24 protein-coding genes and 1 tRNA gene are annotated in these 18,667 nt (G+C 65.9%); 13 read left to right on the top strand and 12 right to left on the bottom strand.

The annotated features are described in order from the left end of the window. From Q4F04_RS09425 to folK, 3 genes are all read right to left on the bottom strand, one after another. Window positions 1-1,205 (bottom strand): bifunctional (p)ppGpp synthetase/guanosine-3',5'-bis(diphosphate) 3'-pyrophosphohydrolase (locus tag Q4F04_RS09425; protein WP_303369577.1); only part of this gene is annotated, 1,205 nt, incomplete at its 3' end. Window positions 1,206-1,230: 25 nt separating this feature from the next. Beyond that, window positions 1,231-1,587 (bottom strand): DNA-directed RNA polymerase subunit omega, encoded by a 357-nt coding sequence (rpoZ, locus tag Q4F04_RS09430; protein ID WP_303369578.1) that lies wholly within the window; start codon window positions 1,585-1,587, stop codon window positions 1,231-1,233. A 64-nt stretch (window positions 1,588-1,651) separates the two neighbouring features. Continuing rightward, the gene (folK, locus tag Q4F04_RS09435; RefSeq protein WP_303369579.1) at window positions 1,652-2,227 is read right to left on the bottom strand and encodes a 2-amino-4-hydroxy-6-hydroxymethyldihydropteridine diphosphokinase; all 576 of its coding nucleotides are present in this window, start codon (window positions 2,225-2,227) and stop codon (window positions 1,652-1,654) included. A 36-nt stretch (window positions 2,228-2,263) separates the two neighbouring features. Between folK and Q4F04_RS09440 the strand changes: the two genes are divergently transcribed. Continuing rightward, window positions 2,264-2,833 (top strand): NYN domain-containing protein, encoded by a 570-nt coding sequence (locus Q4F04_RS09440; protein WP_303369580.1) that lies wholly within the window; start codon window positions 2,264-2,266, stop codon window positions 2,831-2,833. A gap of 82 nt (window positions 2,834-2,915) precedes the next feature. Next, complete coding sequence (locus Q4F04_RS09445; protein WP_303369581.1) at window positions 2,916-3,629, top strand: PAS domain-containing protein; 714 nt, start codon at window positions 2,916-2,918, stop codon at window positions 3,627-3,629. A 36-nt stretch (window positions 3,630-3,665) separates the two neighbouring features. Here the strand turns inward: Q4F04_RS09445 and Q4F04_RS09450 are convergent, their stop codons facing one another. Then, window positions 3,666-5,084 carry a class II 3-deoxy-7-phosphoheptulonate synthase gene (locus tag Q4F04_RS09450; protein WP_303369582.1) on the bottom strand — a complete coding sequence of 473 codons (1,419 nt, stop codon included), beginning with the start codon at window positions 5,082-5,084 and terminating at the stop codon, window positions 3,666-3,668. A gap of 194 nt (window positions 5,085-5,278) precedes the next feature. Between Q4F04_RS09450 and Q4F04_RS09455 the strand changes: the two genes are divergently transcribed. The 6 genes from Q4F04_RS09455 (at window position 5,279) to Q4F04_RS09480 (ending at window position 11,873) form a co-directional block, all read left to right on the top strand. Then, the gene (locus Q4F04_RS09455) at window positions 5,279-6,463 is read left to right on the top strand and encodes an ABC transporter substrate-binding protein (RefSeq protein ID WP_303369583.1); all 1,185 of its coding nucleotides are present in this window, start codon (window positions 5,279-5,281) and stop codon (window positions 6,461-6,463) included. 113 nt (window positions 6,464-6,576) lie between these two features. Beyond that, complete coding sequence (locus tag Q4F04_RS09460) at window positions 6,577-7,761, top strand: ABC transporter substrate-binding protein (RefSeq protein ID WP_303369584.1); 1,185 nt, start codon at window positions 6,577-6,579, stop codon at window positions 7,759-7,761. A 106-nt stretch (window positions 7,762-7,867) separates the two neighbouring features. Then, window positions 7,868-8,650 carry an ABC transporter ATP-binding protein gene (locus Q4F04_RS09465; RefSeq protein WP_303369585.1) on the top strand — a complete coding sequence of 261 codons (783 nt, stop codon included), beginning with the start codon at window positions 7,868-7,870 and terminating at the stop codon, window positions 8,648-8,650. Next, window positions 8,647-9,468, top strand: a complete 822-nt coding sequence (locus Q4F04_RS09470) for an ABC transporter ATP-binding protein (protein WP_303369586.1) — start codon at window positions 8,647-8,649, stop codon at window positions 9,466-9,468. The genes Q4F04_RS09465 and Q4F04_RS09470 overlap by 4 nt, the downstream gene beginning before the upstream one ends. A gap of 49 nt (window positions 9,469-9,517) precedes the next feature. Next, window positions 9,518-10,519, top strand: a complete 1,002-nt coding sequence (locus tag Q4F04_RS09475) for a branched-chain amino acid ABC transporter permease (protein WP_303369587.1) — start codon at window positions 9,518-9,520, stop codon at window positions 10,517-10,519. Between the two features lie 10 nt (window positions 10,520-10,529). Then, the gene (locus tag Q4F04_RS09480) at window positions 10,530-11,873 is read left to right on the top strand and encodes a branched-chain amino acid ABC transporter permease (RefSeq protein ID WP_303369588.1); all 1,344 of its coding nucleotides are present in this window, start codon (window positions 10,530-10,532) and stop codon (window positions 11,871-11,873) included. 82 nt (window positions 11,874-11,955) lie between these two features. Here the strand turns inward: Q4F04_RS09480 and purN are convergent, their stop codons facing one another. Together purN and purM are read right to left on the bottom strand one after the other, a co-directional pair. Further along, window positions 11,956-12,546, bottom strand: a complete 591-nt coding sequence (gene purN, locus Q4F04_RS09485) for a phosphoribosylglycinamide formyltransferase (protein WP_303369589.1) — start codon at window positions 12,544-12,546, stop codon at window positions 11,956-11,958. Beyond that, window positions 12,540-13,592 (bottom strand): phosphoribosylformylglycinamidine cyclo-ligase, encoded by a 1,053-nt coding sequence (gene purM / locus Q4F04_RS09490; protein ID WP_303369590.1) that lies wholly within the window; start codon window positions 13,590-13,592, stop codon window positions 12,540-12,542. The genes purN and purM overlap by 7 nt, the downstream gene beginning before the upstream one ends. 123 nt (window positions 13,593-13,715) lie before the next feature. On the opposite strand from purM, the gene Q4F04_RS09495 reads away from it, so the two are divergent. After that, a tRNA-Ile gene (locus tag Q4F04_RS09495) sits at window positions 13,716-13,791 on the top strand. A 19-nt stretch (window positions 13,792-13,810) separates the two neighbouring features. Here the strand turns inward: Q4F04_RS09495 and Q4F04_RS09500 are convergent. The 4 genes from Q4F04_RS09500 to Q4F04_RS09515 are packed head-to-tail and all read right to left on the bottom strand — an operon-like array spanning window position 13,811 to window position 15,708. Next, window positions 13,811-14,095 (bottom strand): hypothetical protein, encoded by a 285-nt coding sequence (locus Q4F04_RS09500; RefSeq protein WP_303369591.1) that lies wholly within the window; start codon window positions 14,093-14,095, stop codon window positions 13,811-13,813. A gap of 17 nt (window positions 14,096-14,112) precedes the next feature. Then, window positions 14,113-14,916, bottom strand: a complete 804-nt coding sequence (locus tag Q4F04_RS09505) for a hypothetical protein (RefSeq protein WP_303369592.1) — start codon at window positions 14,914-14,916, stop codon at window positions 14,113-14,115. Window position 14,917: 1 nt separating this feature from the next. Further along, on the bottom strand, window positions 14,918-15,085 hold the full coding sequence (locus Q4F04_RS09510) for a hypothetical protein (protein ID WP_303369593.1): 168 nt from the start codon (window positions 15,083-15,085) through the stop codon (window positions 14,918-14,920). Beyond that, entirely contained in the window at window positions 15,085-15,708 is a 624-nt protein-coding gene (locus Q4F04_RS09515; RefSeq protein WP_303369594.1) for a hypothetical protein, read from the bottom strand. The genes Q4F04_RS09510 and Q4F04_RS09515 overlap by 1 nt, the downstream gene beginning before the upstream one ends. An 89-nt stretch (window positions 15,709-15,797) precedes the next feature. Here Q4F04_RS09515 and Q4F04_RS09520 point away from each other — a divergent pair, with 89 nt between their 5' ends. Beyond that, window positions 15,798-16,067 carry a hypothetical protein gene (locus Q4F04_RS09520; protein WP_303369595.1) on the top strand — a complete coding sequence of 90 codons (270 nt, stop codon included), beginning with the start codon at window positions 15,798-15,800 and terminating at the stop codon, window positions 16,065-16,067. Window positions 16,068-16,109: 42 nt separating this feature from the next. On the opposite strand, the gene Q4F04_RS09525 is transcribed toward Q4F04_RS09520, so the two are convergent. Continuing rightward, window positions 16,110-16,532, bottom strand: coding sequence for a hypothetical protein (locus tag Q4F04_RS09525; RefSeq protein WP_303369596.1), 423 nt, complete (start codon window positions 16,530-16,532; stop codon window positions 16,110-16,112). Between the two features lie 75 nt (window positions 16,533-16,607). Between Q4F04_RS09525 and Q4F04_RS09530 the strand changes: the two genes are divergently transcribed. The 3 genes from Q4F04_RS09530 (at window position 16,608) to Q4F04_RS09540 (ending at window position 17,922) form a co-directional block, all read left to right on the top strand. Continuing rightward, the gene (locus Q4F04_RS09530; RefSeq protein WP_303369597.1) at window positions 16,608-16,868 is read left to right on the top strand and encodes a helix-turn-helix transcriptional regulator; all 261 of its coding nucleotides are present in this window, start codon (window positions 16,608-16,610) and stop codon (window positions 16,866-16,868) included. A 252-nt stretch (window positions 16,869-17,120) separates the two neighbouring features. After that, window positions 17,121-17,546, top strand: coding sequence for a type II toxin-antitoxin system PemK/MazF family toxin (locus Q4F04_RS09535; RefSeq protein ID WP_303369598.1), 426 nt, complete (start codon window positions 17,121-17,123; stop codon window positions 17,544-17,546). A gap of 91 nt (window positions 17,547-17,637) precedes the next feature. After that, window positions 17,638-17,922: a hypothetical protein gene (locus tag Q4F04_RS09540; RefSeq protein ID WP_303369599.1), complete on the top strand. Its 285-nt coding sequence runs from the start codon at window positions 17,638-17,640 to the stop codon at window positions 17,920-17,922. Window positions 17,923-18,165: 243 nt separating this feature from the next. Here Q4F04_RS09540 and Q4F04_RS09545 read toward each other — a convergent pair whose 3' ends face one another. Further along, window positions 18,166-18,525 (bottom strand): hypothetical protein, encoded by a 360-nt coding sequence (locus Q4F04_RS09545; protein ID WP_303369600.1) that lies wholly within the window; start codon window positions 18,523-18,525, stop codon window positions 18,166-18,168. Window positions 18,526-18,667: the final 142 nt, after the last annotated feature.

The following is an 18,667-nucleotide window of genomic DNA, read 5'->3' on the forward strand; positions in this document are numbered from 1 at the left end:
GGCAACTGGATCACGTCGCCCTTGGGGGTGAAGCAGAAGACCTGGTCCTGATACATCTCGAGCTTGACATGCTCGAGGAACTCGTCGTGGTTCTCCTCTCCGAACCGCTCGGTGAGACTGGCGAGCCACTCGCCCGGATCGACGGCAAAGGGGTTCTTGCTGCGGACGCCGTCGCGATAGGCCCAATGCGCGGCCACCCCGGCTTCGGCCACCTCGTGCATCGCGCGGGTGCGGATCTGGACCTCGACGCGGGTGCCGTCGCGGGCCGACACGGTGCTGTGGATCGAGCGGTAGCCGTTCGACTTGGGCTGGCTGATGTAATCCTTGAACCGCCCCGGCACAGCGCGCCACTTGCGGTGGATGATCCCCAGCGTGCGGTAGCAGTCGGCCTCGGACCGGGTGATGATGCGGAAGCCGTAGATATCGGACAGGCGGCTGAAGGTCAGCTGCTTTTCCTGCATCTTGCGCCAGACGCTGAAAGGCTTTTTGGCGCGACCGAAGACATGGGCCTCGATCCCCTCGGCGTCCAGCGCGGCGCGGATGTCGCCGGTGATCTGCGGGATGACGTCGCCGTTTTCCTTCTGCAGCGTGACGAAGCGGCGGATGATGGAGTTGCGGGCCTCTGGGTTGATGACCTTGAAGGCGAGGTCCTCAAGCTCCTCGCGCATCCACTGCATGCCCATGCGCCCGGCCAGCGGCGCATAGATGTCCATCGTCTCGCGCGCCTTCTGCACCTGCTTTTCGGGACGCATCGACTTGATCGTGCGCATGTTGTGCAGCCGGTCGGCCAGCTTGACCAGGATCACGCGAAGGTCGCGCGACATCGCCATGAACAGCTTGCGGAAGTTCTCCGCCTGCTTGGAATGGGTGCCCGAAAGCTGAAGGTTGGTCAGCTTGGTGACGCCATCGACCAGATCGGCGATCTCGCGCCCGAAGATCTGCTCGACCTCGGCCCAGGTGGAGCGGGTGTCCTCGATGGTGTCGTGCAGCAGCGCGGTGACGATGGTGGCATCGTCCAGCCGCATTTCCGTCAGGATGGCGGCGACAGCGACCGGATGGGTGAAATAGGGCTCGCCCGAATGGCGGAACTGCCCTTCGTGCATCCGGCGGCCATAGTCATAGGCCCGCCGGATCAGTTCGGCATTGGTCCGCGGGTTGTAGTTGCGGACAAGCGCGATCAGGTCCTCGACGTCGAACTTCTCCAAGCGAAGATCCGCCCGCTCCGTCGCCTCAGCCGCGGCTTTGCGCTTCAAGCATCATGCGAAGCATCCGTTCCTCGGATTCCTCGTCGGCGGGCTTGGGACGATCCACCTCGGCGCCCAGCAGCAGCGCCATCGCGTCCTCTTCCGGCTCGTCGACCTCGATCTGGGTCTGGAACTGCTCGATCATCCGCTCACGCAGTTCATCGACAGGCTGGGTCTCGTCGGCGATCTCGCGCAGGGCGACGACGGGGTTCTTGTCGTTGTCGCGGTCCACGGTCACAGGCGAACCCGAGGCGATCTCACGCGAGCGGTGGGCGGCGAGCATCACCAGGTCAAAGCGGTTCGGAACCTTGTCGACGCAGTCCTCGACGGTCACGCGTGCCATGCAACACCTCTCCGAATCAGCTGAAAGAGCAAGATGGCATAAGTGGAAGCTACCACATGAAAAGTCAAGGTGAACCATCGACCGGCGCCATGCCGGCAAGGGCCTGCGACGGCAGGCCCGCCAGCATCCGCGCCACCGTCAGCCCCGTGCGGGGATGACGCCAGCCGGGTGCGATCTCGGCCAGCGGCGCCAGCACGAAGCCCCGGTCCTGCAGACGCGGATGCGGAAGAATCAACCCCTGTGGCGCCTGCAGCGCCTGCGCCTCGGGGGCAAGGCTGCGCCAGTGGTCCTGCGTCGCGGCGTCGGGCAGCACCCCGTCGCCCATGGCCAGCAGGTCCAGGTCGAGGGTGCGCGACTGCCAGCGGACGCCGTCGCGGCTGCGCCCGAAGGCCGCCTCGATCCGGTGCAGGGCCTCAAGCGTCCCCGCCGGATCAAGGCCGGTGGCGACGGCTGCGGCGGCATTGACATAGTCCGGTCCCGACCCGGGCGGATGCGCAGGCGTGCGCCAGAAGCGGCTGAGCCGCGTGATGGCCAGCCCCTCGGCCGGCATCGCGCGCAGCGCTTGGCGCAGGGTTTCAGCCGGGCAACCTGTCGAAGAAAACAGGTTTGCACCCATCGCGACGAGAGCTAGCTTCTGCAAACCATTTCCAGTGCTTGAGTTTGAAGGGGCAAGGCATTGTTTTACAAGGACGACCGGCTGGCGCTGTTTGTTGACGGCTCGAATCTGCACGCCGCCGCGAAGTCGCTGGGCTTTGACCTGGACTACAAGCTGCTGCGGCAGGAGTTCGAGCGCCGCGGCAAGCTGATCCGCGCCTATTACTACACCGCCCTTCTGGAAAGCGAGGAATATTCCCCGATCCGCCCGCTGATCGACTGGCTGAACTACAACGGCTACACGATCGTGACCAAGCCCGCGCGGGAATACACCGACTCGATGGGCCGGCGGCGGGTCAAGGGCAACATGGACATCGAGCTTGCCGTCAACGCGATGGAACTGGCGCCGCGCCTGGACCATGCCGTGCTGTTTTCGGGTGACGGCGACTTCCGCCCGCTGGTCGAGGCGCTGCAGCGGCAGGGGGTGCGGGTGTCGGTGGTGTCCACCATGCGCAGCCAGCCACCGATGATCGCCGACGAGCTGCGCCGGCAGGCCGACAACTTCATCGAGCTGGACGCCCTGCGCGAGATCGTCGGCCGCCCGCCCCGCGAGCCCCGCGAGGCCCCAAGTCCTCCGGTGACCGAGACCTGAGCCGGCAAGCGGCTGCGATTACCCGGTGAATTTACCTGTTTCCACGTTATGGATGTTTTATCACGAGTGAGGATTCGCAGTGATGATCGAGGGCAACGACAGCAACAGCATTGGCGAGGCACTGGACCGGGTGCTGCGGCTGGCGGATTTCGGTCCGCGGCAGCCATCCCGCATCCTGGCCGAGTTGCGGGCCTACTGGGCATCGCTGCGCCATGGCCGCGCGGTGCCCTCACGCGCCGACGTGACGCCGCAGGGTCTGGGCGGCGCGCTGGAATATGCCTTCATCCTTGAACGGGTGGGTCCGGGCGGCGCGCGGTTCCGGCTGGCCGGGCAGCACCTCGTCGACTTGATGGGAATGGAGGTCCGGGGCATGCCGCTTTGCGCGCTGATGCATCCCGGATCGCGCGGCAGGCTGTCGGATGTGCTTGAAGCCGTGCTTCAGGGGCCGCAGATCGCCGAGATCGAGATGGCCTCGCCCGGTTCCTACGGCGCGCCGGAATTGACGGCCCGGATGCTGCTTTTGCCGCTGCGGTCCGACCTGGGGGACGTGACGCGCGTGCTGGGCTGCCTTGTGTCCGAGGGAGAGATCGGGACCGCGCCGCGCCGCTTCGACCTGATGGCCGAACGGGCCGACCCCGTCATCGAGGGCGGGCGGCTGCTTCCCCCCTCGCCTTCCGCCGCAGGCTTCGCAGAGCCCGCGGCGTCGTGGAAGCCCGCGGAACCGCGCGCCCATGTCCACGAGGATGACACCCCCGAGGAACGGCGCCTGCGCTTCCGCATTATCTCGAACGACTGACGACGGCGCCCGACAGGCCGCCGTCCTTCTCGGTTGTCAGCTTGCATCGCGAAGCCGCACGGGGGTGCCGGTGCGGCGGGCACGCAGTTCCTCGGCCACGAGGAAGGCCAGTTCCAGCGACTGGCTGGCGTTCAGGCGCGGGTCGCAGGCGGTGTGATAGCGGTTCGACAGGTCGTGGTCGGTGATCGCCCGCACGCCGCCGGTGCATTCGGTCACGTCGCGGCCGGTCATCTCGAAATGCACCCCGCCGGGGACGGTGCCTTCAGCGGCATGGACCTCGAAGAACTCGCGTACCTCTCGCAGCACCGATTCAAACGGCCGGGTCTTGTAGCCCGAGGCCGACTTGATCGTGTTGCCGTGCATGGGATCGCAGGACCAGACAACCTCGGCCCCTTCCTCGCGCACCGCCCGGATCAGCCGCGGCAGGTGGTCGCCGACCGTGCCCGCCCCGAAGCGGGCGATCAGCGTCAGGCGGCCGAGCTCGTTGTCGGGGTTCAGCCGCGCGATCAGCGCCTTGAGGTCGTCGGTCGAGATCGACGGGCCGCATTTCAGACCGATCGGGTTCTGCACGCCCCGGCAGAATTCGACATGGGCGCCATCGACCTGCCGCGTCCGGTCGCCGATCCAGATCATGTGTCCCGAGCCGGCGACGGGCAGCCCGGTGGTGGAATCGATCCGCGCCAGCGCCTCCTCGTATTCCAGCAGCAGGGCCTCGTGGCTGGTGTAGAACTCGACCGTGCCCAGTTCATGCGCGGTTTCCGAGGTCACGCCCGCCGCCTGCATGAAGGCCATCGCGTCGGAAATCCGGTCGGCGATGTCGCGGTAGCGCGCGGCCTCGGGCCCGTCGGTGAAATCGGCGATCCAGCTTTGCACGCGATGGATGTCGGCATAGCCGCCGGTCGAAAAGGCCCGCAGCAGGTTCAACGAGGCCGCCGCCTGCGTATAGGCCTGCAGCATCCGCGCCGGATCGGGCACCCGCGCCTCGGCCGTGAAGTCGAAGCCGTTGATGATGTCGCCGCGGTAGCTGGGCAGTTCGACGCCGCCCATCACCTCGGTGGGCGCGCTGCGGGGCTTGGCGAACTGGCCCGCCATGCGGCCGACCTTGACCACCGGCATCTGCGCGCCCCAGGTCAGCACCACTGCCATCTGCAGCATCACCTTGAAGGTGTCGCGGATGTTGTCGGCCGTGAACTCGGCGAAGCTTTCGGCGCAATCGCCCCCCTGCAGAAGAAAGCGGCGCCCCTGCCCCACATCAGCCAGTTGCGCCTTGAGCCGGCGCGCCTCGCCCGCGAAGACCAGCGGGGGGAACCTGGCAAGCTGCGTCTCGACGGCGCCAAGGGTGGCGGCGTCGGGATAATCCGGCATCTGCACGCGGGGGCGCGAACGCCAGCTTCCGCGCTGCCAGTCGCTGGCGCGCGCTGCGTTGCGGTCGATGTCGGGCGTCTGCTGCGGCATGGCTCATCTCCTGCGGATTGCAGGGTTATAAAGGTCTTGGCCCAGGGAATAAACCCTGAGTCGGGCAACCGGCAGCCTGCCGCGGAAACGTTGCGGCGCGTTTAATCCTGTCCCTCACGACACGCTTTTCTTTCAAAAAACGCCGCCCTAGTGTCGCGAACAAGGACAAAAGGTCCAATCAGGGGGAAGACCGCATGAAGAAGCTGTTTCTGGCCACGACCGCCCTTGCGTTCAGCGCGGGGCTGGCAGTGGCTGAGGACGTCAGGATCGGGCTGTCGCTGGGCTTCACCGGACCGCTCGAATCGATGTCGCCGAACATGGCGAACGGCGCAGAGATGGCGATCCGGGAAGCCAACGACTCGGGCAAGTTCCTCAACGGCTCGACCATCACGCCGGTGCGCGCCGACAACACCTGCGCCGATGCGGCAGCAGCGGTCGCGGCGGTGGAACGGCTGGTCACGGCCGAAGGCGTCAAGGGCATCATGGGCGGCATGTGCTCGGGCGAGACGATCGCCAGCCTGGAACGCGTGGGCGTGCCGAACGGGATCGTGATGATCTCGCCCTCGGCGACCTCGCCCGCGCTGACGGACATCCAGGACCAAGGCTTCTTCTTCCGCACCTCGCCCTCGGACGCCCGGCAGGGCGAGGTGATGGCCGGGATCGCGCAGGAGCGCGGGATCCAGTCGGTCGCGATCACCCATACGAACAACGACTATGGCAAGGGGCTGGCGGAATCCTTCCGCGCCGCCTTCGAGGCCAAGGGCGGCACCGTGACGATGCTGCAGGCCCATGACGACGGCAAGGCCGACTATTCGGCCGAGGTCGGGGCGCTGGCAGCCGCAGGGGGCGATGCGCTGGCGGTCGTGGGCTATGTCGACCAGGGCGGATCGGGCATCATGCGCGGGGCGCTGGATTCGGGCGCGTTCGAGACCTTCATCCTGCCCGACGGCATGGTCGCGCAGGCGCTGGTGGACCGCTTCGGGCCCGAGCTCGAGACCTCCTTCGGCCAGAACCCGTCGTCCGATGGCGAAGGCCGGACGAAGTTCAACGAACTGGCGCAGGCGGCGGGCTTCGACGGCACCTCGGCCTTTGCGGGCGAATCCTATGACGCGGCTGCGCTGCTGATCCTGGCGATGCAGGCGGCGGGCTCGTCCGATCCCCGCGTCTACAAGGACAAGGTGATGGAGGTCGCGAACGCGCCGGGCGAAAAGATCAGCGCCGGAGAGATCGGCCGCGCGCTGGAACTGATCGCGGCGGGCACCGACATCGACTATGACGGCGCCTCGGCGGTCGAGCTGATCGAGCCGGGCGAAAGCGCCGGCACCTACCGCGAGGTGGATTTCGCCGGCGGCCAGATGAACACCGTCCGCATCCGCTGATCCTATCCGCCCGGGCCGGACACCCGCGCCGGGGCGTTTCACGACCGCAGGAGGGCGGTCACCACGGCAATCCCGCGCCTGAACGGGATGCAACACATACTGGGAGGAATGACATGAACCGTTTTCTGATGGCGTCCGCCGTGCTGGCGCTGACGGCCGGGGCCGGACTGGCCGAGGACGTGAAGCTGGGCGTCTCGCTGGGCTTCACCGGGCCGCTGGAATCGATGGCGCCCTCGATGCTGAAGGGGGTCGAACTGGCCGCGAAGGAGGTCAGCGATTCCGGCAAGCTGCTGGGCGGCGGCGCGGTAAGCGTCGTGCAGGCCGACAACACCTGCGCGGATGCGGCCGCCTCGGTCTCGGCGGTCGAGCGGCTGGTGACCTCGGACCGGGTCAACGGCATCGTGGGCGGGATGTGTTCGGGCGAGACGATCGCCAGCCTTGAACGCGTGGCGGTGCCGAACGGCATGGTGATGATCTCGCCCTCGGCGACCTCGCCCGCGCTCAGCACCATCGACGACAGGGACTTCTTCTTCCGCACCTCGCCGTCCGACGCCCGCCAGGGCGAAGTGATGGCCGACATCATCACCGACCGCGGCATCACCAATGTCGCCGTGACCTACACCAACAACGATTACGGCAAGGGTCTGGCGGATTCATTCGCCGAATCCTTCGCGGCCAAGGGTGGCACGATCACGATCAACGCCGCGCATGACGACGGCAAGGCCGACTATTCGGCCGAGGTCGCCGCCCTGGCAGCGGCCGGGGGCGATGCGCTGGTCGTCGCGGGCTATGTCGATCAGGGCGGCTCGGGCATCGTGCGGGGCGCCCTGGATTCGGGGGCCTTCGACACCTTCGTCTTCACCGACGGGATGGTGACGCAGGCGCTGGTGGACAAGTTCGGCACTGAACTTGAACATTCCTTCGGCCAGAACCCCTCGGCCGAGGGCGAGGGCCGCGACGCCTTCATCGCGCTGGCAAAAAACGCGGGCTTCGAGGGCTCGGATGCTTTTGCCGCCGAAGCCTACGACGCGGCGGCGCTGATCCTGCTGGCGATGGAGGCCGCAAAGTCCACCGATCCCCGCGTCTACAAGGACAAGGTGATGGACGTGGCCAATGCGCCGGGCGAGCAGATCATGCCCGGTCAGCTCGACCGCGCGCTGGAACTGATCTCGCAGGGGCAGGACGTGGACTATGTCGGCGCCTCGGCGGTCGAACTGGTCGGCGCGGGCGAAAGCGCGGGCACCTATCGCGAGGTCGAATTCAAGGGCGGCACCCTGAACGCGGTTCGCACCCGTTGATCCTGATGCAAGGTCCGCGGCGCCCATCCGGGCGCCGCATCCGGTTTTTCTTGGCGAACGGCCCTCTGGTCGTCTAGGGAACCCGGCGGGAAGAATCGGAGCGCGCATGATCGAGGTCCACGACCTTCACCGGCATTTCGGCGGCTTCCGGGCCGTCGATGGCGCCAGCCTGACGATCCGCACCGGCTCGATCACCGGGCTGATCGGTCCGAACGGCGCGGGCAAGTCCACCCTGTTCAACGTGATTGCGGGCGTGCTGCCGCCCACCTCGGGCCGCGTCGTCATGGACGGCGAGGACATCACCGGCCTGCCGCCGCATGAGCTGTTCCACAAGGGCCTGCTGCGCACCTTCCAGATGGCGCACGAGTTCTCGTCCATGTCGGTGCGCGAGAACCTGATGATGGTGCCGCCGGGGCAGACGGGCGAAAGCCTGTGGAACACCTGGTTCGGCCGCAGGCGCATCGCCGAGGAAGAACGCGCGCTGCGCGCCCGCGCCGACGAGGTGCTGGATTTCCTGACCATCAGCCATGTGGCCGAGGAGAAGGCGGGGAACCTGTCCGGCGGGCAGAAGAAGCTGCTGGAACTCGGCCGCTGCATGATGGTCGAGGCCAAGATCGTCTTTCTGGACGAGGTCGGCGCCGGCGTGAACCGCACCCTTCTGGGCACCATCGCCGACGCGATCATCCGCCTGAACCGCGAACGCGGCTATACCTTCTGCGTGATCGAGCATGACATGGACTTCATCGGCAAGCTCTGCGACCCGGTGATCGTCATGGCCGAGGGCAAGGTGCTGGCCGAGGGGCCTGCCGCCCATATCATGGAAAACGAGGCCGTGATCGAGGCCTACCTGGGCCGCGGACTCAAGAACAAGGACAAGGTCGGGGCATGAGCGATCCCTTTGCCAATCGCGGCAACCGCGACGCCTCGGTCGTGAACCCGCGTCCCGCCGGAACTTCCCAGGGCATCCACCGCAGCGGCCCGGCCCGGCCCGGCCCGGTCGGCGACCCCTTTCTCATCGGCGAGAACATGCGCGGCGGCTATGGCAAGGCCGACATCCTGAACGGCTGCACGCTGGCGGTCGAGAAGGGCCGGATCGCGGTGATCGTCGGCCCGAACGGCGCGGGCAAGTCCACGGCCATGAAGGCGATCTTCGGGATGCTGACGCTGCGCGAAGGCAGCGTCCGGCTGGACGGGCAGGACATCACCGCCCTGAACCCGCAGGACCGCGTCAAGGCGGGCATGGGCTTCGTCCCGCAGGTCGCCAACGTCTTCCCGACCATGACGGTCGAGGAGAACCTGGAGATGGGCGCCTATATCCGCCAGGACGATTACCGCCAGACCATGCAGCAGGTCTATGAGCTGTTCCCGGCCGTCGCCGACAAGCGCCGTCAGAACGCGGGCGAGCTGTCGGGGGGCCAGCGCCAGCAGGTCGCGGTCGGCCGCGCGCTGATGACGCAGCCGAAGCTGCTGATGCTGGACGAGCCGACGGCGGGCGTGTCGCCCATCGTCATGGACGAGCTTTTCGACCGCATCATCGAGATCGCGCGCACCGGCATTTCCATCCTGATGGTGGAACAGAACGCCAAGCAGGCGCTGGAAATTGCCGATGTGGGTTACGTGCTAGTGCAGGGCGCCAACCGCTATACCGGCACCGGGGCCGAACTGATGGCCGACCCCGAGGTGCGCCGCACCTTCCTGGGGGGCTGACGATGGCAGGACATAACGGACAGGCCCGGCCTGCGAGGGAAAGCCTCTGATGGACATTCTCAACGCCCTCGTGGCGATCCTGAACTTCGTGGTCATCCCGGCCGCGGCCTATGGCGCGCAGCTGGCGCTGGGCGCGCTTGGCGTCACGCTGATCTACGGCATCCTGCGGTTTTCCAACTTCGCCCATGGCGACACCATGGCCTTCGGCACGGCCATCGTGATCCTGCTGACCTGGGGGTTGCAGTCGCTGGGGGTATCCTTCGGCCCCCTGCCCTCGGCCCTGCTGGTTCTGCCGCTGGGCATGGCGCTGACGGCGGCCATGGCGCTGCTGACCGACCGCTGGGTCTATCGTCACTACCGCCGGGTGCGCGCCGCGCCCATCGTGGTCGTCATGGCCTCGGTCGGCGTGATGTTCGTGATGAACGGCCTGACGCGCCTCGTGATCGGCGTGGACGAGATCCAGTTCGCGGACGGCGCCCGCTTCGTCATCTCGGTGCCGCAGTTCAGAGAGATGACCGGGCTGCGAGAGGGCCTTGCGTTCAGGACCACCCAGGCGATCACGCTGGTGATCGCGGCGCTGGCCGTCTGGGCGCTGTTCGTCTTCCTGAACCGCACCCGCGCCGGCAAGGCCATGCGCGCCTATGCCGACAACGAGGACCTGGCACTGCTGTCGGGCATCGATCCCGACCGCGTGGTGCGGCTGACCTGGATCATCGCCACCGGCCTCGCGGTGCTGGCGGGGACGCTCTACGGTCTGGACAAGTCCTTCAAGGCCTTCAACTATTTCCAGATCCTTCTGCCGGTTTTCGCGGCAGCCATCGTGGGCGGCCTCGGCAGCCCCATCGGCGCCATCGCGGGCGGCTTCCTGATCGCCTTTTCCGAGGTCGCGCTGACATATCCGTGGAAGAAGATTGCCGAATACCTCGGCTTTGCACCCGAGGGCCTGCTGCAGATGCTGGGCACCGAATACAAGCTGGCGATCAGCTTCGTCATCCTGATCGTCGTTCTGCTGGTGCGCCCCACGGGGCTGTTCCGCGGCAAAGCCTATTGAGGAGGCCTGAATGAGCGCCAACCGTCAGGCCGAAACCTCCGCGAGCCCTTGGCGCGCGCCGCTGCTGTTCGCGGCGGTGATCCTGCTGGTCGTGCTGGAGGGCACGGTTTCGAACGCGATGTTCTCGGGGTCGTGGAACAGCGCGCTGTCGATCCTGAACATGGGGCTGATCTCGGCGGTGACCGCGCTGGGCGTCAACATGATCTGGGGCTATGGCGGGTTGTTCAACGCGGGCGTGGTGGGCTTCGTGGCGCTGGGTGGCCTTGCGCCGGTGCTGATCTCGACCCGGCCGGTGCAGGGCGCCTGGGCGGCCGGGGGGCCGCAGATGGTGCTGGCGCTGGCGGTCGGGCTTGCCACGCTGGTGATTGCGGCAGCAGCGGCCACGCGGCTGAAGGGCGCGGCGCGTTTCTGGGTCGCGGCGCTGGTGGTGATCGCGGGCTATGTCGCGACGCGGATGCTGTTCGACCCGGCAGTGGCCGCCATCGAGGCGAACAACCCTTCCAAGGCCGGCAATATCGGCGGGCTTGGCCTGCCGGTGCTGCTGAGCTGGCCGGTCGGCATGGTCTTTGCCGCCATCGCCGCCTGGGGCATCGGCAAGGTCGCGCTGGGACTGCGCTCGGACTATCTTGCCATCGCCACGCTCGGCATCGGCGAGATCATCGTCGCCATCCTTCGGAACGAGGGCTGGCTGGCCCGCGGCGTGCTGAACATCACCGGCATCCCGCGCCCCGTCCCCTACGAGCTTGACCTGCAGGCCAACCCCGCCTTTGTCGAGGCTGCCGCCCGCTGGGCCATGGACCCGACCACCGCATCGGCCATCTACGTCAAGCTGTGCTATGCCGCGGTCTTCGTGGCGGTGCTGCTGACGCTGATCCTGCTGTCGGAACTGGCGCTATACTCACCCTGGGGGCGGATGATGCGGGCGATCCGCGACAACGAGACGGCAGCCGAGGCGATGGGCAAGGACGTGACCCGCCGCCACCTGCACCTGTTCATCCTCGGCTGCGCGGTGATCGGGTTGTCGGGGGCGATGATGGTGACGCTGGACGGGTTGATGGCGCCGGGCGGCTACAACCCGCTGCGCTATACCTTCCTGATCTGGGTCATGGTGATCGTGGGCGGCTCGGGCAACAACTGGGGCGCGGTCCTGGGCGCGGTGCTGATCTGGTTTCTCTGGATCAAGGCCGAGGTCTGGGGGCCTGCCGCGATGTCGCTGCTGACCTCGCCGCTGTCGGACGGAGGGTTCAAGCGACACCTGATCGAAAGCGCGCCGCAGATGCGCTATGTCGCGATGGGCCTGGTGCTGCTGCTGGTGCTGCGCTTTGCGCCGCGGGGGCTGCTGCCGGAACGGTGAATTCCGGCTGCACGGCCCGACCGGAACTCTGCCCCATCGTCATGTACGACGATCCGGGGATACTTCGACAAAGAAGAACCGGCTAAAGGTCGATGCAGTCGGTGATGCCTTGGGCAAAGCGCCGCAGCACGATCGGGTAAAGGCGGTGCTCTGCCGTCAGCACCCGGGCGGCAAGCGTGTCGGGCGTGTCACCGGCTTCGACCGCCACACGGGCCTGACCAAGGATCGGGCCGTCGTCCAGAACCGGTGTCACCAGATGGACGGTTGCCCCGGCTTCGCTATCGCCTGCCTCAAGGGCGCGGGCATGGGTTTGCAGGCCGGGGTATTTCGGCAAAAGCGAGGGATGGATGTTCAGCATCCGGCCCTGGAACCGACGCACGAAAGCGGGCGTGAGAATCCGCATGAAGCCCGCGAGGCAGAGGATGTCCGGCTCGGCCTGAAGCAGCGGCTCAAGCAGCGCGGCCTCGAAAGCCGCGCGGTCGCCGCGGAAGGGTCGGTGATCCACGGCTGCGGTCGGCACGCCCATCTCGGCGGCGCGCACAAGACCGGCCGCGGCGGGATCGTTCGAGGCGACCAGCACCGGCCGCGCCGGGTGATCGCCGGTCATCGAGCGGACCAGCGCGACCATGTTCGATCCGCCGCCGGAAATCAGGATCGCGACGCGTTTTACCACAAGGTGCCGGTATAGCCGACGCCATTGCCGCCGCCGACCTCGCCCATCTCGACCACGCGCTCGCCTGCGTCGCGCAGCATCCGGGTCAACGCCCGTGCCCGGTCGGGGGCCACGACAAGGATCATGCCGATGCCGCAGTTGAAGGTCTTGAGCATCTCGCGTTCCGGGATGCGTGCCGCATCGGCGAGCCACTGGAACACGGCAGGCGCCTGCCAGCTGTCAAGGTTGACCTCGACGCCCATGCCTTCGGGCAGGACGCGGGGCAGGTTCTCGGTGATGCCGCCGCCGGTGACATGGGCGGCCCCGTGGACGCCACCCGCGCGGATCGCCTCCAGCACCGGACGGACGTAAAGCCGCGTCGGCGTCAGCAGCGCCCGGCCCAGCGGCCCCTTGGCAAAGGGCGCGGGATCGGACCAGCCGAGGCCCGTCGTCTCGACCACCTTGCGGACAAGCGAGAAGCCGTTGGAATGGAGACCATCCGAGCCCAGGCCCAGAAGCACGTCGCCCTCGGCCACGCCCTGCGGCAGATGCGCGCCGCGTTCCATGGCGCCCACCGCAAAGCCCGCGAGGTCGAAGTCGCCGCCGTGATACATCCCCGGCATCTCGGCCGTCTCGCCGCCGATCAGGGCCGCGCCGGAACGCCGGCAACCTTCGGCGATGCCGGCAATGACGCGGGCGGCCTCATCGACCTGCAGCTTGCCGGTGGCGAAGTAATCAAGGAAGAACAGCGGCTCGGCGCCTTGGCAGACGAGGTCGTTCACGCACATGGCCACAAGGTCGATGCCGACGCCGTCAATCTCTCCGGTCTCGATGGCGATGCGCAGCTTGGTGCCGACGCCGTCGGTGGCCGCGACCAGCACCGGATCGGCGTAGCCCGCCGCCTTCAAGTCGAACAGCGCGCCGAAGCCGCCGAGTCCCGACATCACCCCCGGCCGGGCCGTTGCCGCGGCGGCGGGCTTGATGCGTTCCACCAATGCATTGCCAGCGTCGATATCCACACCCGCCTGCGCGTAGGTAAGTCCGCCCCTGCCATCCGCCCTGGTCATGTCGCCCATCCCTCTTGCTTGGACGCTGGATAGCCCAGCCGTCCGGCGCAGACAATCAAAGCCGCCCGCCTGCCCCGGTTTTCCTTGACCCGCGCGCCCGCATTTGCGACAGCCCTCGGGCGCGGGCCTGTAGCTCAATGGTCAGAGCAGGGCGCTCATAACGCCTTGGTTGGGGGTTCAAGTCCCTCCGGGCCTACCAAACCCCGCGTTTTGGTAAGTCATTTCAACCCCTTGCGCGATTTTTTGACGAACCTTGCGGGGTGGTTCGTCAACTTTTGTTCCCCCTGCGCCCCGCTGGGAAGGCTTGCGATAGCGGAGTCGGCCATGCTTTTGCGACCGAACTCCTCGCAGTATTTCTGCGCCTCTTTCAGGCTGATGTGTCCGCTCACGGACATAATCGAGAACGCCGTGCCGCCCGCCTCCGCGATCCTGCGACAGATCGCTTTCCGCAGGCCGTGCGAGCTGCACAGCGGCAGTTCGGCCTTGTCGCACCATTTCCGCATGGACGTTCCCACGCCCTTCACCGACCGGGACAGGCCATCCCTCGTCTGCAAGAAGGTAAGCTGTCCGGCGGAAGGTGAGCCAGTGTCTCTGCAAGGTAAGGGTGGATCGGGATGTTGACCTCGACACCCTCAGGATTCCGGCGGGTCTTGTTCCGGCGATAAACAAGCCGCCCGTCGCGGATGTTCCCGCGCCCCAACTTCACCGCATCACACTTCGCCGCGCCCGTGTAGAGCATCAACGTCATCGCTAGGTGCGGCACGCTGCCGATCTCGTAGACTTCGTAGAACCGGGCGATTTCGCCCTCGTCCCACGTGTGGAAGCCGCCCGGATTGTTCGGATAGAGCTTCACTCCGTCAACGGGATTATCGGTTCGCCACTCCAAGTCCTTCGCGAGTTCCATCATCTGCGATAGCCGCTTGAGCGTCTTGTTCGCCTGTTGCGGGGTGTCCGCCATCTCGGCCTTGATCGCGACGACGTGACGCCGCGCCATGTGTGAGACGCGCTTGTGCCCATGCTTTACTCGCAAGGGCTCGATGGCGGCGCGATAATTGGCTGCGGTGCTTTCGGCGACGGTAGGCAGGTGCAGCTTATAAAATCGGATAGCTAGGTCGTTCAGCGTGCCGACGACGGTGCGGCCTGTCCCCACCCCTTTACTGGTCTTCTGCCCATTCTCGGCGTCAGCGTAGCGGCGGCAGAACTCCTCGCTCCCCCACTCAGTGCCCAACTCTACCGTGAGCCCTTTATGACGATATCGCCAACGGCGCTTGCCATGGCGGTCGGGGTAGGACTTGGCACGGGGAAAGCGGTCGGCCTTTTTCATCTCAATCCCAATCGTTTTTATCGACGGACGAACTACCGTCCGCGATAAGGATCACGATTTTGCCTTCGCGGTCGATCTCGACCCGTCCCACCGGCAGCCCAGCGGCCACAACGCCCTTTGCGGCTCGTGTCACGTCGATTTGCTTGAAGGGGGCGGGACGGTTCGCCATCAGTGAGCCTCCTCCCGCCCGGCCGCCCAAAGGGCTGCAGCGACCATGCTCAGGGTGGCAGGGGCAGCGGTTCGCGCCACGAGTAGGCCGCGCTGTCCGTGCCTGCTGCCCTTAAACGGCACGACACGCTCGCCACGGAGTTTCCCTGCGTCGTCGTGGACCCACTGGACAAGCTCCGCCAGAGCGTCACCCGGATGGATCGTCAGGGACAGCACATGCTGCCCGAACCAGGCCGAGGCATCATCGAGGGAGCGGTCCAGATAGAGGCTGAAGATAAACGATAGCACTTCCTCCAGCGTCTTCGCGCCCGAGAACATGCTGGTGAACTCGTCGGTGCGAATGGTCTCACGCCACGTCCGGCCATTCCTCAGCGTCGGGGAATACTGTAGTTGTCCGAACCGCTGCACCCGCTCGACTGCTTGCGACGGCCCGTCACAGGCGAGCAAAGCAATCGTCATGCGCGCGGCATCAAGCGCCGTCATATCGGGCGCGTTCACGCCACGCGCGCCAGTGGTCAGCAGCCCGGCCTCTTTCAGCGCACGGGCATAGACCGTCACCGTTTTTCCCTCCACGGCGAAGGTATCGGCGATCATCGAAAGGAAAGGACCAGATTTCATGCTCACTGCGTAGCACGCATTTAGCTTGGCATCAAGGGTAAATGTGTGCCACACGGAAAGCGGGACTGATCCCTCATGCAACATAGGATGACCTCATGAAACTGAACAATGAAGACAAGTGGCCGCAGGTCGCCCGCTGCTTCATCGCGAACCCAGGCGGCGCTTATGATCCTGCCCCCCTGCCCGATCTCGACGTCCCTGCTGGATTTATGCCGGCAGTAGGAGACTACCTGTTCGATGCGCCTCCGCGTGGCTTGGTTGAGCGGGTTTATCGTGTCACCGAGCGGCACTATCAGCCAACCAGCAGGCAGATCGCGTTGATCGTTGAAGAGGTCGAGAAACCTGCGGTCACGCCCTTCGTATAATAGTTGCCCGGCGGTCCTCACTGGCGCCGCCGGGCATTTATCTCAGGCGCCGATCAGGGCGCGGGCACCGAACATGGAGCGCAGCTCGGCCCAGACTGTCGCAAGGTGCGGATTTCCGACCTCTAGATCACTCTCGCCCGTATCTGTCCAAACAGCGATCTTGAGAAGCACGTCCCGTTCGCATTGGCTCGGCTCATGGATGAGGATTTGCTCATGCGCCCAACGGGCAGCATACGCGCGGTCCCCCGCGTCATCATCATCAGCCGCGTAGGCCGCGTGAACTTCCTCATTGATCCGCTCCCATTCGCGGAACAGGGCCGCGACTGGCGTTTCGGCCGGGAACGCCAAGTCCCCGCTTGCCTGGGCTTTCGGAACCGCAGCCAGCGCGAGCATGGGCATGGAGGCGATCAAGCTGCGGCGAGACAAGCCGGGAGTGTTCGCGCGGACGCGTTCTTTCGTTTCCATTTGTCAGGGTCTCCAAAATGGGCTAGTATCTGACACCATGTCAGACAATAAGTCTGACTTCAAGTCGGATTCGAGATGACACCCGCACAATGTCGCGCTGCCCGCGCCCTACTCGGCCTTGAACAGGGCGATGTTGCTGAGAGAGCAGGCATAGCCCGAGCCACCTTGATCGACTTCGAAAAAGATCAACGGACACCCAGAGCCGCGACTATCGCGGCCATCCAGACCGCCCTTGAGGACGCAGGCGTGGAGTTCATTGCGGACGAAGGCGAAGGCGTGGGTGTGAGGCTCAGGAAAGAATACCCCATCGGCGAGGACGATTTCGATTACGCTTGACATCTCGCCCTCCACTCCGCCTTAGCGGCCGCCGGGGTCGTGTTCTTGCCTGAGAACGGCAACGGACCAGGCGTGGCGCTCCGCAAGGTAGAGGTTGCCCGATAATCGGGTCGATGGTCCCGTTCCTGTCCGATAATATGCACTGAGGCGTTTATCTGGAAAGGAACGGCACAGGCTCGGGGGTTGAGCGCTGTCCGATAATAGGTCAGGGACGCCCCGTCCGCCCCTTTACCCCTGCAGGTTTCGCCCCTCATGCCGCTCAAATATGCACCCCCCGCCGGCACCCTCGTGGTCGCCAGTTTCGACCAGGGGTTTGTTGAGCCCGAGATGGTGAAGACCCGTCTGGCGGTCGTGCTCTCTCCGCCGATCCAGCATCGCTTCGGCCTCTGCACCATCGTGCCGCTCAGCACGACCAAGCCGGAGCACATGATGCCCTATCACGCCGAGATCGTGGTCCCGTTCCAGCTTCCGGCAAAATGGGGCAATCGCGTCCGTTGGGTCAAAGGCGACATGGTCTATGCTGCGGGCTTCCACAGGCTGGAGATGGTGCGCTTGGACAAGGACCGGACAGGCAAACGGGTCTATCAGACGCGGACGCTCCCGACTGAGATGATGAAGGTCGTGCAGGGTTGCGTGTTGCATGGCCTCGGGCTGGGACGCTTGACAGTCAACCTGTGACTATCCATTTTACATGCGTCGCGGCGCTGCTTCGGCATCCGCATTAAGACCCTACCAAGGGCCACTGGTCAGTCCGGGCGAAAGCAAGCTCTTGGCCAGTGCTGTTAGGCCTCCGGTAACCCCGGAGGCCTTTGCTTTTCTGCACAGACAAATTGCGCTGACCGGCCGTTCGCTCCATCCTGCTCAGGGGTATTTGGAGAATGAGATGGCTGATCAAGAACTCGACACCAACGAAGCAATCCTGGCGGAACTGAAGAAGATGAACAGTAATCTGGCTCACCTCCGGGCTGCGGCTGATTACTTTGTGAGCGAAGATCGTCGAAAGAAGGAAAACATCAGCAAGATGACTTCGAGCATCCCTCGTATGGGTGGCTGATCCGGCAGTAAAAGGCCGGCTGCAACATCCCGCTGCAGCCGGCCCCTGCCCAGACGCGGGCGGCCCATGCTCGGGCCAGTGGTCGCCCCCGGTGTCGCCGTGGCCACCTGCGCCGCGCCCCCAGGAGGTGGAAGGGCCGCGCCTTGACGGGGTTTATGGGTATGACACTGCTCGGGCACTCACCGTCTTACCCCAGGCGATTGGCGGGAAGAGGACCGCCGGGCACGCCCGCGCCTTATCTCGTCAGCCCATCATCGCGTCGAACAGGGCGGCAGTGAGGGGCTGCTGTGAGATCGGAGGCAGGGTCTTCATCCCTCCATCCGCGCCCTGATCGCGCTTCTTGTGGAACTCCTCGATCCAGACGTTATCCATCGCCCGGAGGATCGCGACGTGCTCGGGCCTGAGCGGCACCCGCATCAGCCGGCACCATGCCTCGATCTCGTGGAAGCCGATCGGGTTCGGCCCGTTCGCATGCCAAGACCGCGCGGCCGCCATCTGCCCGAAGGCCTGCGCCAGGTCGCGGCCCGCCTCGGGGACAGGGCACCGCTGCCCGCGACACTGCTTGCGGACGGTCTCGCAGAGCTGCCGCTCAAGCCTGCGCATCGTAGTGCGCCATCAGGTGATCCGGCATCGGCTGCCCGCGCGTGGGGTCAATGGACTCGCCGACCACGTCCTCGGGCCAGCGGTGGGTGATCCATGACTGCACTTGGTTGCGCTGGACGCAGGCCAGTTGCAGAAACACCCC

Origin of the sequence: Paracoccus sp. (in: a-proteobacteria), from assembly GCF_030536915.1 — a bacterium.
Lineage (GTDB): Bacteria > Pseudomonadota > Alphaproteobacteria > Rhodobacterales > Rhodobacteraceae > Paracoccus.